Annotated in this window: 14 protein-coding genes; 6 read left to right on the plus strand and 8 right to left on the minus strand. The window is 28.5% G+C overall.

Annotated elements, in window-relative coordinates:
- Positions 1–6: 6 nt before the first annotated feature.
- From cysD to ACJDT4_RS18570, 4 genes are all read left to right on the plus strand, one after another.
- The gene (gene cysD, locus ACJDT4_RS18555) at positions 7–807 is read left to right on the plus strand and encodes a sulfate adenylyltransferase subunit CysD (RefSeq protein WP_406789082.1); all 801 of its coding nucleotides are present in this window, start codon (positions 7–9) and stop codon (positions 805–807) included.
- A 12-nt stretch (positions 808–819) separates the two neighbouring features.
- Complete coding sequence (locus tag ACJDT4_RS18560; protein ID WP_406789083.1) at positions 820–2,556, plus strand: GTP-binding protein; 1,737 nt, start codon at positions 820–822, stop codon at positions 2,554–2,556.
- Positions 2,557–2,714: 158 nt separating this feature from the next.
- Positions 2,715–3,491: a sirohydrochlorin cobaltochelatase gene (locus ACJDT4_RS18565; protein WP_406789084.1), complete on the plus strand. Its 777-nt coding sequence runs from the start codon at positions 2,715–2,717 to the stop codon at positions 3,489–3,491.
- A gap of 218 nt (positions 3,492–3,709) precedes the next feature.
- On the plus strand, positions 3,710–4,018 hold the full coding sequence (locus ACJDT4_RS18570; protein WP_406789085.1) for an alpha/beta fold hydrolase: 309 nt from the start codon (positions 3,710–3,712) through the stop codon (positions 4,016–4,018).
- A 125-nt stretch (positions 4,019–4,143) separates the two neighbouring features.
- Here ACJDT4_RS18570 and ACJDT4_RS18575 read toward each other — a convergent pair whose 3' ends face one another.
- The gene (locus ACJDT4_RS18575; RefSeq protein WP_406789086.1) at positions 4,144–4,644 is read right to left on the minus strand and encodes an AAA family ATPase; all 501 of its coding nucleotides are present in this window, start codon (positions 4,642–4,644) and stop codon (positions 4,144–4,146) included.
- 171 nt (positions 4,645–4,815) lie between these two features.
- On the opposite strand from ACJDT4_RS18575, the gene mntA reads away from it, so the two are divergent.
- Positions 4,816–5,238 (plus strand): type VII toxin-antitoxin system MntA family adenylyltransferase antitoxin, encoded by a 423-nt coding sequence (gene mntA, locus ACJDT4_RS18580; RefSeq protein WP_406789087.1) that lies wholly within the window; start codon positions 4,816–4,818, stop codon positions 5,236–5,238.
- Entirely contained in the window at positions 5,219–5,398 is a 180-nt protein-coding gene (locus ACJDT4_RS18585) for a hypothetical protein (RefSeq protein ID WP_406789088.1), read from the plus strand. Before mntA ends, ACJDT4_RS18585 begins: the two co-directional genes overlap by 20 nt.
- 259 nt (positions 5,399–5,657) lie before the next feature.
- Here ACJDT4_RS18585 and ACJDT4_RS18590 read toward each other — a convergent pair whose 3' ends face one another.
- The 7 genes from ACJDT4_RS18590 to ACJDT4_RS18620 form a co-directional block, all read right to left on the minus strand.
- On the minus strand, positions 5,658–5,864 hold the full coding sequence (locus tag ACJDT4_RS18590; protein ID WP_406789089.1) for a helix-turn-helix domain-containing protein: 207 nt from the start codon (positions 5,862–5,864) through the stop codon (positions 5,658–5,660).
- Between the two features lie 11 nt (positions 5,865–5,875).
- Positions 5,876–6,340 (minus strand): DUF2975 domain-containing protein, encoded by a 465-nt coding sequence (locus ACJDT4_RS18595; protein ID WP_406789090.1) that lies wholly within the window; start codon positions 6,338–6,340, stop codon positions 5,876–5,878.
- 363 nt (positions 6,341–6,703) lie between these two features.
- Positions 6,704–7,312: a response regulator transcription factor gene (locus tag ACJDT4_RS18600; protein WP_406789091.1), complete on the minus strand. Its 609-nt coding sequence runs from the start codon at positions 7,310–7,312 to the stop codon at positions 6,704–6,706.
- On the minus strand, positions 7,290–8,861 hold the full coding sequence (locus ACJDT4_RS18605) for a sensor histidine kinase (RefSeq protein ID WP_406789092.1): 1,572 nt from the start codon (positions 8,859–8,861) through the stop codon (positions 7,290–7,292). Before ACJDT4_RS18605 ends, ACJDT4_RS18600 begins: the two co-directional genes overlap by 23 nt.
- A gap of 19 nt (positions 8,862–8,880) precedes the next feature.
- Positions 8,881–10,848, minus strand: coding sequence for an FtsX-like permease family protein (locus ACJDT4_RS18610; protein WP_406789093.1), 1,968 nt, complete (start codon positions 10,846–10,848; stop codon positions 8,881–8,883).
- Positions 10,849–10,863: 15 nt separating this feature from the next.
- Positions 10,864–11,601, minus strand: a complete 738-nt coding sequence (locus tag ACJDT4_RS18615; RefSeq protein WP_406789094.1) for an ABC transporter ATP-binding protein — start codon at positions 11,599–11,601, stop codon at positions 10,864–10,866.
- Between the two features lie 201 nt (positions 11,602–11,802).
- Positions 11,803–12,408: a sugar O-acetyltransferase gene (locus tag ACJDT4_RS18620; protein ID WP_406789095.1), complete on the minus strand. Its 606-nt coding sequence runs from the start codon at positions 12,406–12,408 to the stop codon at positions 11,803–11,805.
- Between the last annotated feature and the right edge of the window lie 128 nt (positions 12,409–12,536).

Consider the following 12,536-nt stretch of genomic DNA (forward strand, 5'->3'; position numbering starts at 1 on the left):
TTAAAAATGGATCATTTGGATAGATTGGAAGCTGAAAGTATTTATATTTTAAGAGAGGCTTATAAGCATTTTGGTAAATTAGGGATGCTTTGGTCTATAGGAAAGGATTCAACTGTAATGTTGTGGCTTGCGGAAAAAGCTTTTTTTGGAAATTGTCCATTTCCACTTATTCATGTTGACACAACTCATAAAATACCGGAAATGATTAAATTTAGAGATAAAGTTGCTAAAGAATATAATCTTAATTTGATAGTAAATACAAATTGGGATGCAATTAAAGCAGGTATGGGTCCTGAAAAAGGAAGGCTTGAATGCTGCAAAGCTTTAAAAACAGATGGACTTCAGCAAGTTATAGATAAGTATAAATTTGAAGGACTTATAGTTGGAATAAGAAGAGATGAAGAAGGTTCTAGATCAAAGGAAAGAGTATTTAGCGAGAGAAACGCTGAATCTGAGTGGGATTACACTGATCAGCCGCCAGAACTTTGGGATCAATTTAAAACTGATTTTAAAAAGGGAAATCATATAAGAATTCACCCACTACTTGCTTGGACAGAAATAGATATATGGGAATACATCAAAAGAGAAAATATACCTGTAGTGGATTTATATTTTTCTAAAAATGGGAAGAGATATAGGAGCTTGGGATGTGCACCATGTACAAGTCCCATAGATTCAAACGCATCAAATCTAGATGAAATTATAGAAGAACTTAAAAATACAAATGAAACTGAAAGAAGTGGAAGAGCTCAGGACAAAGCAGATCCACATGCACTTGAAAAACTTAGAAAACATGGATATATGTAAGGGGGAAGCAAAATGAAAAGTTCAAGAGAAAATTTAAATATAGTAGTCGTTGGACATGTAGATCATGGAAAGTCAACTTTAATTGGAAGGCTTCTTTATGATACAAATTCTTTACCTGATGGTGCTATTGAAAAAGTAAAAAAAATATCAAAAGAAGAGGGAAAAAAATTTGAATATGCTTTTTTATTAGATGCTTTTGAGGAGGAACAAAGGCAAGGAATAACAATAGATATAACTATGATTCGTTTTTTTACTAAAAAAAGAGATTATGTAATAATTGATGCACCGGGGCATAAGGAGTTTTTGAAGAACATGGTTTCGGGAGCAGCAAGTGCAGAAGCAGCAATCTTAGTTATAGATGCAAATGAAGGAATACAAGAACAATCTAAGAGGCATGGATATATTTTATCACTTTTAGGAATAAAAAAAGTTTATGTTGCTGTAAATAAAATGGATTTAGTTGATTATTCTGAGGAAAGATACAATGAAATAGTTGAGCAGTTTAATAAATTTTTAAATAATCTTAATATATACCCTATGGGATATATTCCAATATCAGCTTTTTTAGGTGACAATGTAGCTTCAAAATCAGATAAGATGCCATGGTATAATGGGGATTCAATACTTGAAAGCATGGATAAGATTGAAAAGGAAAAAGGAATAGAGCATAAATCCTTAAGACTTCCAATACAGGATATATACAAGTTTGACAGCAAAAGAATTATAGCTGGAAGAATAGAATCGGGTTCTTTAAGTGTTGGAGATGAAATAGTTTTTTGCCCATCAGGTAAGACTACGAAAGTTAAGTCATTGGAATTTTGGCAGAAAAAAGATAATAAAAATCAGGTTTCAGCTGGGATGTCCGTTGGAATTACTGTAGAAGATGAATTTTATAATAAAAGGGGAGAAGTAATAGTACACAAGGAGGATATTGCTGCAACTTCAAATTTTTTTAATGCAAATATATTTTGGTTAGGTAAAGAGCCTCTTAAAAAGGGAAAAAAATATAGACTTAAAATAGCAACACAGGAGATAGAGGTACAAATTGATAAAATAAAAAAGGTAATAGATGCAGCTACACTTGAGCATAAAGAAAATACAGAAGTTGTAAATAAAAATGATGTCGCAGAGGTTATAGTAAAGTCTAATTCTCTTATATGCTTTGATACTTTTAATAAAAATGAGGCTATGGGTAGATTTGTAATTATAGACAATTATAACACAAGTGGTGGTGGAATTATTCTTGGAACAGCAGAAACTTCAAAGAATAATGTACAAAATATCAAAAGTGCTATAAATTCAATTGAAAGAGAAAGTAGAATGGGACAAAAGGGCAAAGTAATCTGGATTACTGGACTTGATGATGAAGTTAATTCTAAAATTGCGGTTAAGTTAGAAAAAGAATTATTTGATGCTGGTAAAAAAGTATATTATTTAAACACTAATAGTTTGACAGAAGGCATCATTGATAATAAAGTTAATGCAATAGCAAATTTTGCAAAAATGTTTTCAGATAATGGGCTTGTAACGATAGTTTCTAATGTAAGCAAGTTTAGCAAAGAAAGAAAATATGCTAAAGATATAATAGGAAAGTCTAAATATATAGAGGTATTTGTGGATGAAAAAAATAATACTGAAAATGAGGAATATGAAAAATCAGATTATCCAGTAATTTCTGTTGCTTTAAATAATAATGATGATTTTGTAGATAAGAGTGATGAACTTCTAGACATAATCTCTTTAAGTTGAATTTGCAGTAATATTGGTTTACAATTAAATGCAGTGGATTTTGATACTTCTATACTTAAAAGTCGGTGACAATCCGCTGCATATCCCAAACCCCGGGAAATATCTGGGGCTTTTTTTAGTATAAAAAATGTAATTTATATTAAATGGAGGACAAAGCGTTGAAAAAATCAATACTTGTTGTTAGTTTTGGAACTACATTTGCAAATGCAGGAAAAATTACAATAGACGCAATAGAAAACAGGATAAAAAATGAATATGCTGCTTATGAAGTGCGAAGAGCTTTTACATCCCAAACAGTAATAAAAATACTTAAAGACAGGTATGGGATATTTGTAGACACACCAGAAGAAGCACTTAAAAAACTATATGAGGATGGATATGAAGAAGTATTTATTCAGCCGCTTCATTTAATTCCTGGAAGTGAATATAGCAATTTAAAAAATTTGATAGAAATAACAAGAGGAGAAAATTTATTTAAAAAAGTTAAACTTGGAACTCCAGCTGTATATAGTAATGAAGATTATGAATTGTTAATAGATGCAATAAAAGATATTATAGATAGAAAAGAAGCTGTTATTTTTATGGGCCATGGCTCTTATAGCTATTCTAATAAGTGCTATTTAAAACTTCAGGCTTTATTAAATGATAAAGGCTATAAGGATGTATTTATAGGAGTTATGGAAGGACAACCATGTATAAAGAGTGTAATTAATTGGGTTAAAGAGAATAAAATAAAAGAAGTAATGCTTGTGCCTTTTATGCTAGTTGCTGGAACTCATGTTAAAAAAGATATGTGTGGTAACGAAAATTCATGGAAAAAAATCCTTGAAAAAGAAGGAATAAAAGTAAAAGTTTATCTTCATGGACTTGGTGAACTAGCAAAATTTCAGGAAATTTACTTAAAGCATTTAGAGAAAATTATAAGTGTCGTGTAAAATACGTTTACAGAAGCTATGGAACTATTCATACTCATTCCCGTTTTGAATTTCTTTGATTAATTCTTCATCGGTAGACATAGCCTTTTTTGGAGGAACTAAATTTTATACATGAAAAATATTTAAAGCTTGACATGTGAAGGCTTTTGGTGAAAATTATAGAAAGGAGAGGTTATACTTAGTGGCTTTTTAGTCCATTATTTGAACCACTTATGGGAATGAATAGTAATACTATAGAAAAAATTATGCCGTTAAGCCAAAGACACGATGGAATTGTTTTAGATGCTAAAATTGCAAATACTGATATGGACAATCATTATGAAAAATATGATATGAGCAGGCTAAAAGTTCCAACATTAATTGTGCATGCAGAAGATGATAAATTAGCGGATTATAATAAAGCAAAGCTGTGGTCAAAAAAAATACCAAATTGTACTTTTGTGTCGTTAAAAATAGGTGGACATCTTATGACAGGGCATTCTAATGAAATTAGCGAAGCGTTTAATAAGTTCACTCAAAAGAAATAAATAAAGCCATTTGCAAAATCCACCCAAACCCCAATTTTAATAGTACTGGTATGTTGGTTTTGAGCATTATTTTAAAGGGGATAATATATGGTTCACACATTAAGGGCTTGTTGCTCAAAAGTTCCTTAATGTGTGAATTCTAATATTTTTTTTACCACTTCATCAGTGGAAATTTCGCTTGTATCAATTTTTATAGTATTCATATTCTTATATAGAGGAATGCGCTCTAAACTTCTATTTATACATTCTTTGTCCCTTAAGCCATTTGATACATCCATAGATATTCTCTTCTTTAAGCTTTCTTCATTGCACATAAGAGTTATTTTTATTACTTCAAATTCTAAGTCATCTAATTTGTCTAAAATTAAATCAAATATTTCTTCTAAGTGTATTACCCAGTTGAATATTACATAGTCAAAATTAGAATTAGTTAGAAAGTTTCTTAATAGATATGTAATATTTTTTTCAACCATTAATTTGTTTTCCTCATTTGGGGTAAAAGGATTCATCATCCAGCACCAGTCTCCGTCCAGCCATACTGAATTTTGAAGTTCTTTGTTTAGTTTTTTACAAGTGGCAGTTTTTCCAACGCCCATGGGTCCGTTTATTATTATTAATTTTTTCAATTTTAATCACCTTGTCTATATATTTTTTATTATATATTTATAATAGCATGAATTTATAATGAAATGCTGCGCTTGTTCTTTTAGTAATTAAAGTGGTGAATAAATTTTGTTTAAATGGACAGAAGAAATACTGTATAATATAAATATAAAAATAAAAGAAGTGGTGATAGTATGAGTATTATAGATGAAAAGAGTAAGATATTAAATAAGCTTAATTCATCTGGGTTTAGTGATTTCATAAGCAAGTTTGATATTTCTACTGTTATTGTTTTTGGCAGCATTTGTAATGATGAATTTAATGAGTTTTCAGATGTTGATATAGCTGTTTTAGGTGAGAATAAGTTAAAATTAGATAGTGTTTTAGATATAGAATTATTTTTAGAAGAATTTTTGGAAAGAGAAATAGATGTATTAGATTTAAGAAGTGATAATTTGGATATATTTATTAAAATTAACATTTTAAATGATGGAAAGATTATATACTGCAATGATAATAAAGAAGAATTTGAAAAGTTCTGTGATGAAACTGACTGGATTTATAGGGAAAATGAAAATTTTATGTATTTTAGGAGAGTTGATTTGTTATCGGATTGATGAGGAAACATATATTTTTCTTGAAAAATCACGCTTAATGAGAAATAGAATTTCTCACAGGTATAAGGAACCAAGTCATGAAGAGCTATTTTCGCATATTGTTAAAGATAAGGATAAAATTGATACAATCATTGAAATTGCAAGCGGTTATTTAAAATAAAAATAAGAACATGTATAAATCTTAATTTGTGCATGTTCTTATTTTTATATATTTGTGTGTAATTATATGGATGAATATGAATTTTGATGTATAATATTAAGTATAATACTAATTTTACATTAGAAATAAAGGGAGATAAAATTAATCCCACGAAGCATTGTTACTTCACAAATTTTAGTTTATAAGTATGAATTTGGTAGTATTTGTAATGGTGAATTTAATGAATATAGTTCTTTTAGTTGAAAATAAATTAAAATTTTTAATCTTCCACATATTGTAGTAAATCTCCAGGCTGACATTTTAATTCACGGCAAATTGAATCTAGTGTGGAGAAACGTATAGCTTTACCCCTATTATTCTTTAATATGGATAAATTTGCAGTTGTTATGCCAACTCTAGTAGAAAGTTCTGAAAGAGAAATTTTACATTTTGCCATTGCTACATCTAAATTAACAACTATAGCCATAGTGTCCTCCTTTAAATTGTAAGGTCATTTTCATTTTTTATTTTTAATGCAGCTTTAAATATTTCTGCTAAAATTAGTGATAGACACCCAAGTATTATATAAATAAAGATGCTATTATCAATACTAAAAAAACCAAGATCAATAATTATTAAAAAATGTTTAGGATGTTGATTATTTAAAATATTAAATATACCTAAAAGAAAAGTACAATTTCCAATGTTTTTAAATCTTTTTATATTTTTTTCGATAAAAGGGCTTTTATCTATTACTGTACATATGATACATCTTAGTTCATACAGTTGAAATAAAAATATCCCAGCAGCTAAGATTACAATGGAGGCATAGATTATTGCATTACCAAGTGGCTTTTTAATAAATATACTAATTAAAAATAGTATAAGTATAGGAATAGTGCATACAATTACAAGACTTAAACATTTCTTTAACATTTTCGATGTAGTTAACTTGTTATCCATTTTTAATCTACCTTTCAAATTAGCTTATAAGTAAAGTATACTAAAAAGCATATCATTTTTCAATATGTTTTTAATGAATATCAATAAAATGATAATATAAGTATACTATTTATTATAAGTATGGGGTTAATTGAAAGATTAGATGCCACTTTGTAAAACGAAAAACCATGTTTGTAATTCAAAACTTAATTCTTGTAAATGAAACGCAGTTTTTGTAACCTAAAATCCAGTTTTGTAAGCGAAGAGCCACATTTGTAATCCAAATGCTGTGCTTGTTCTTTTAGTAATTAAAGTAGTGAATAAATTTTGTTTAAATGGACAGAAGAAATACTATATAATATAACGGCAGATAGTACATTAAATTTACAATAAATGAGGCTTTATGTATCCAAGCTGAATTCCTTTAGTGACAGCTTCTAGTGAAGAAGTTACATTAAGTTTGTCAAATATATGCTGAAGGTGATTAGAAATTGTGCGCTCGCTGGAGTAAAGCATGTGTGCAATTTCTTTTCGTTTGCAGCCACTACACAAGAGCTGCAAGATTTGTTTCTCACTTTCGGTGAGTTCCTCAATATAGTTGACTTCAGAAGAAAAATACTCCTTTCCATTACTTATATCAATTAATATTTGCAGTAACTTATCTGGTAGTATGTTTTTATTTATAAAGCCCTTTGATCCAATTTTTTTTGCTTCGTAGCGGTATACAGGTAAATCATAACCTGTTAAAATTACAATTTTGGAGGTTCTAATTGTAGCTAAAATGGATTTAGCGAGAACTAGACCATCTTCACTGCTTATGTTGCTAAGATTTATATCAATTAAAATAATATCAGGATGATTTTTGGCTATATATGGTATAACCTTTGAGATATCTTGTATGGATTTAAAACTTTTTATTTGAGAATAATCTTCTAGAGCTATTTCCAAACTTTTTGAAAATAATGCATGATCATCTATTAATAAAATATTCATATGAGTTATCACCTTTCATTGGAATATTAACTTCAGTACATAAACCAGATGGTTTTCGCTTTGACATTTTTACAGTACCATCAAGGAAAATTATTTGTTCTTTAATAGAGGATAAACCTTTATGTGAATTACAATTAATATTTTCAAGATTAGGTAAATCAGTACCATCATTTTCTACAATAAGCTTGATTTTCTTATTTTCTTCATATAAGCTTATCCATAAATTATTGCAGTTTGAATGTTTAAAGGAATTTGTAGTAAGCTCCTTTAGTATTCTGTAAATAATTAAATTGTAGGGTTCTACTAGAAAAAATTTATCATCGCAGTTGAAGTTAATTTTCACATTGTTGCCGTGGTATCTTTCAGATATTGAATTTAAAAGATTTTTGAAATTTTCTTTTAAAGTAAGACTTTGAAGTATAGTAGGATGATACTCTTGCATTTGACTTCTTATGGAAATATTCAAATTATCAAGTGTTTGAATTATCAATTCCTTAATTTTTGGTTTTTCAGCTTTATTTACAATATTTTTTATTGACAGTAAGTCTTGAAGTATTTCATCATGAAGGTAATTTGAAAAATCTTTTCTCAAATTTTCTTCCTTCAAGATTTGTCTTAAACTACTGCTGTAAAAGCTTTGCATGCCTATAATTAAAGAATCTTGTTTTGTTAAAATATTTTTATAGGTTAAAGCTAAGTACAACAAAACAAAAAAGACTATGCTGTGAATAATAATAAAATAGCTTATAACATCAAACTTTAAGATGGCTCCAATTACAAGTATAAAACATAAAAGTAGAGCTAAAATTAAAGCTTTATTTTTAAAACTTAAATTTACATATGTCTTTAATTCTGGACGGCTAGCATGGATAATGCTAAGAATACTGAATAAAGGAAGCATTACAATTACATAAAGTGCCGAATTAGATAAATAATTTGAGTTCTTTAAAAAAGTTAGACTATAAATTAAGTAAGGAACCACTATGATGGTTGTAGTGTAAATTAAATTTTTTCTTTCGTTTTTAAGAAAAAAGATAAGTCTATTTTTATGTATGGTAAATAGGAATAAACAGATTCCAAGACTTATAAACCACTGTAAAAAAAGTGTTATAGAAATAAATCTCATATTTAAAGTTGAGATTAAGGTTACAAAGCAGACTATTTTTAAAATAGTGTTTGTAGAAGTTTTATATTTATAATAAGAATTTTGAAAAATGAACATCATCAAAAAAGTTACTATTTTATAATTAATGAAAATACCGAGTAAAATGGCAGCCTTGAGTGTAAAATCATTGTTATATTGGAACAACATGAATTCCCAAGAATTTAAAATAAGTAAAATTGAGAATTGTGATAAAATGCCATTGCTTTTTAAATTGCTAAAGCTTACATAAGCTGAAAATATAAGCATAATTGAAATAATAAATAAAGATAATATACTTGAAGCTTCAGTATCAACGTTATTTAAATGGTAGAAGCATAAGAGTATTATTATAAAAAGTTCATTTAACAAAATTAAGTGTTGTTTTTTTTCATATGTTAGCTTCATAACTTAATCCCACCATATATTACATGTTTTTTTTCAATACCATATTGCAGCAAACTCGGTTTGTAATTATATAATAAACTATATATATTATTGTGTAAATGCCAATGCTTCCAAGCTCGGGAATCCAGTATATATTTGTATTTCCAATTAAGTTTGGCATTAAAGGCTTAAAACATTCCAGAGCAAAAAGACTGTGAATGGTTCCAAGTATATATGGAATAATAAAAAGTACTGATGTTTGGCTTCTTATAATTTTCTTTATTTTTTTATTTTTATAACCTATCTTTTTTAAAATGTTAAAATCATTCTTGTCATAATAGATTCCTGAAAGACTACTGAAATACAAAAGACTTCCTGTAGCAATAAAAAATATAGCAGTAACAAAAGTAATAAGTAGAAGCGTTGAGCTGTTTTCTGTTATATATTCATTAAGCCTTTGATAAGCACCTTGAAATCTAGGATTATCTTTGAAAATAGGAGCAAGTTTTTCATAAAGTAATTTATTACTTTTCATGTTTTTGCCGAAAATACTGATTACCTTGTTGTGCTGAAGGTTAAGTTTCTCAATTTTGTTGTAAAGGTCATCTGAAATAATAAGGGTTCCAATACTGTTATTAAAGCCAATTGGATTGTTTAGAGTGCTTGCTATTACATTTACTTTTAAAGTGTTACTTTGATTAAGATTTAATTCAAAAATTTTTCCTTTAAAATCATCAGTTTTATCTTGCTGATATTTAACTAAAACACAATTATTTTTGGTTAAGTTCTCTAAGGATGATTTTTTATTTTGAAGTTTCATAAGCTCTTTGTAATCTTTCACAGATATAAGTTCAAAGCCATTAGGCTTATTAAGTCTATACTCATAAGGAAGATTTTTAGAAGAGGAGGTTACTTTAATTAAGGAAGTTTTTTTATAGAAAAAGTTTTTTTCTCCAACTTCTTTTCTTACAAGGTTAATTGCTGTATTTGTTTTTTGTGTATTATCCATAGGAAATTCAAATGCAGCAGGAATAACTCGGTCTAAGCTTTTAAATGGAAAGTAGATTGTAATTAAGGTTACTCCAAGCACTGTTAAAGTTACAGCAGATATAAGTGTTGATGTAATAAGTGTTTTTGCGTTTGTTCTTATGCGATAAACAAATTTTGGAATAACAATTATATTTATTTGTCTATAAAAATTTTTTTTATGTTTTTTTAACTTTAATATGGCATAAGGTAAAAAGGAATTTATAAATAATACTGTCCCAAGCACAACAAATAAAAGAGTTAAAGTTGCCATAGGAGCAAAGCCAATAGTTATCCATAAGGAAGTTTTTCCAAGGGTTATATTAAAGGCTAAAGCATATCCGCATATTAAGGTTATAAATCCTAAGGTTGCTTTCCAAATTTTTGGTTTTACCTCATTTTCACTTTTTTTATCTACATGCACAAGGGACAATAGAGAATTTTTTTTAAGAAATAGAGAATTAGATATAAATAAAGCAAATATAATAAATATTACAAATAAAGAAGTGAATATAATAGCTTTTACACTAATGAAATCCATTCTTGATAAATCTACCTTTAATCCTAAAAGATGAATTATGAGGATTACAAAGCCTCTATGAAGGAAGCAACCTAAAAAAATTCCAATAATAAGAGAACTTAAACAAATTAACAAGTTTTCAAAGAACAGTAAAACAATCATGCTGCTTTTTTTAAAGCCTAATAAAGCATAAATTGCAAGTTCTTTTACTCTTCTTTTAATGAAAAAGGAATTAGAATATGACATATAAAATATAACAAAACACATAAGAAATATTGAAATGGCTTTGGACATAGTTTCTACTCTACCATCCCTAGATATTCGCCCTAATATAACTTCGTTATTTGAAAAAGTTACGAAACTAAAAAATACCATTATTATAAATGAGGTTGAAAATAAATATAGGGAGTACATGGAAAAGTTTTTTTTGAGATTTTTTTTAGCAATAGTAAATAAATTCATAGTTTAAAATCCTCCTTAAAGATTAGCTATTTCTTCTAAAATTTTATCGAGAAAAACTTTTCTTGTAAGGGTACCCTTATTTAATTCAGTTTTAATTTGTCCATCTTTAAATATTATAATTCGTTTAGCATAACTTGCTGCATTAGCATCGTGTGTAACCATTAAAATAGTTGTTTGCAATTCTTTGTTTACTTCACTTAATTTTTCAAGAAGTTCAGTAGCTGAATTTGAGTCTAAAGCTCCAGTAGGTTCATCACCAAATAATATATTTGGACTTTTAACGATGGCTCTTGCTGCTGAGACTCTTTGCCTTTGACCACCAGATAACTCATTTGGGTATTTGGATAAAAGATGTCCTATTCCAAAGCGATTTGCTAGAGCTTGTACAGAATTTTCAATTTCATTTGGAGATTTATGAAGTAGGGTTAATGGAACTGCTATGTTTTCTCCTACTGTTAGGCTGTCTAGTAAAAGGTATTCTTGAAAAATGAAACCTAAATTATTTTTTCTAAAGTCAGTGGCACTGCTATCATTCAAATTTTTAATATTTACTCCATTTATAAAGATGTCACCGCTAGTTAACTTATCTATTGTAGAAAGTACATTTAACAAGGTGGTTTTTCCAGAACCTGAGGCACCCATTATGGCTATAAATTCTCCATTTTCTATTTGAAACGAAACCTTATTTAAAGCTGGTTTTTGATTTTTATTATAAATTTTTGTTGCGTTTTTAGCTATTAATAATGTAGACATTTTATTTCTCCCTTCAATTTTTATAAGTAAAGTATATAATCTAAAAGGAGTTTTGAAATGAGTAAAAAGCGCATATTTTTATTTTGAACTTCAATGGGATGAAAGAAAAGGCATGATATGAGCAAATATGTTTTGTAGTTTGCTCATACATTTTCAAGCTTATAGAGATGAGGTTTTTAAATGAATATGCGGATCCATTGATTATAGTAAGTCCAGTTTTGAGTCTTTTTCTGTAATCATCCTTACTGGCTTACAAGGGTTGCCATATGCAATATAGTTGTCTGGTATATCTTTTGTAACGACACTTCCAGCGCCAATGACGGCATTGTTTCCTATATGCACGCCGCCGCAAACTACAACATTGCAAGCAATCCAAACATTATTTCCAATGTGTATTTCATCTGCATATTCGGATACAGATACATGCCCGTCTTTGTATTTCATTGCAGTTCTTTCCTCTGCAATAAGTGGGTGTGAGCTTGCCATGAGAGAAACATTTGGTCCAAGCATTACATTATCGCCTATGTAAATTCTACCATCATCTAAAATTGTTGTATTAAAATTGGCAAAGAAGTTTTCACCGATGAAGGTATGGCAGCCATAGTTAAACTGCACGGGACCTTGGAAATAATATTTTTTTCCAATCTTTCCGATGAATTCTCTGATGATTGGCAGTCGATTTTCATCATATTCATCAAGTGAATTGAATTTTTGACAAAGCACATGAGCTTTATGCTTAATATTACGAAGTTCTTTTGTGCGAGCATCAAATAATCTTCCAGCAAATATTTTTTCTTCTTCAGTCATGAGATTACCTCCTAAAATAAAAAGTATGTTATGCTTAAAGTATAAGCTTGCATTAGTATGAAAAACAATTATAAAAACTTGAAGGTGAACTGGTACAGAAATATGCTAGTGAACAGTTGATAATAGAT

The organism is Clostridium neuense (assembly GCF_045310695.1).
GTDB lineage: Bacteria > Bacillota > Clostridia > Clostridiales > Clostridiaceae > Clostridium_S > Clostridium_S neuense.

Excerpts from the sequence above, each read along its gene's own strand:
- ACJDT4_RS18605 (WP_406789092.1), bottom strand. The coding sequence starts at position 8,861 with ATGAAGCTAACATATGAAAAAAAACAACACTTAATTTTGTTAAATGAA.
- ACJDT4_RS18600 (WP_406789091.1), bottom strand. The coding sequence starts at position 7,312 with ATGAATATTTTATTAATAGATGATCATGCATTATTTTCAAAAAGTTTG.
- ACJDT4_RS18570 (WP_406789085.1), top strand. The coding sequence starts at position 3,710 with ATGAATAGTAATACTATAGAAAAAATTATGCCGTTAAGCCAAAGACAC.
- ACJDT4_RS18560 (WP_406789083.1), top strand. The coding sequence starts at position 820 with ATGAAAAGTTCAAGAGAAAATTTAAATATAGTAGTCGTTGGACATGTA.
- ACJDT4_RS18615 (WP_406789094.1), bottom strand. The coding sequence starts at position 11,601 with ATGTCTACATTATTAATAGCTAAAAACGCAACAAAAATTTATAATAAA.
- mntA (WP_406789087.1), top strand. The coding sequence starts at position 4,816 with ATGAGTATTATAGATGAAAAGAGTAAGATATTAAATAAGCTTAATTCA.
- ACJDT4_RS18620 (WP_406789095.1), bottom strand. The coding sequence starts at position 12,408 with ATGACTGAAGAAGAAAAAATATTTGCTGGAAGATTATTTGATGCTCGC.
- ACJDT4_RS18595 (WP_406789090.1), bottom strand. The coding sequence starts at position 6,340 with ATGGATAACAAGTTAACTACATCGAAAATGTTAAAGAAATGTTTAAGT.
- cysD (WP_406789082.1), top strand. The coding sequence starts at position 7 with ATGGATCATTTGGATAGATTGGAAGCTGAAAGTATTTATATTTTAAGA.
- ACJDT4_RS18610 (WP_406789093.1), bottom strand. The coding sequence starts at position 10,848 with ATGAATTTATTTACTATTGCTAAAAAAAATCTCAAAAAAAACTTTTCC.
- ACJDT4_RS18590 (WP_406789089.1), bottom strand. The coding sequence starts at position 5,864 with ATGGCTATAGTTGTTAATTTAGATGTAGCAATGGCAAAATGTAAAATT.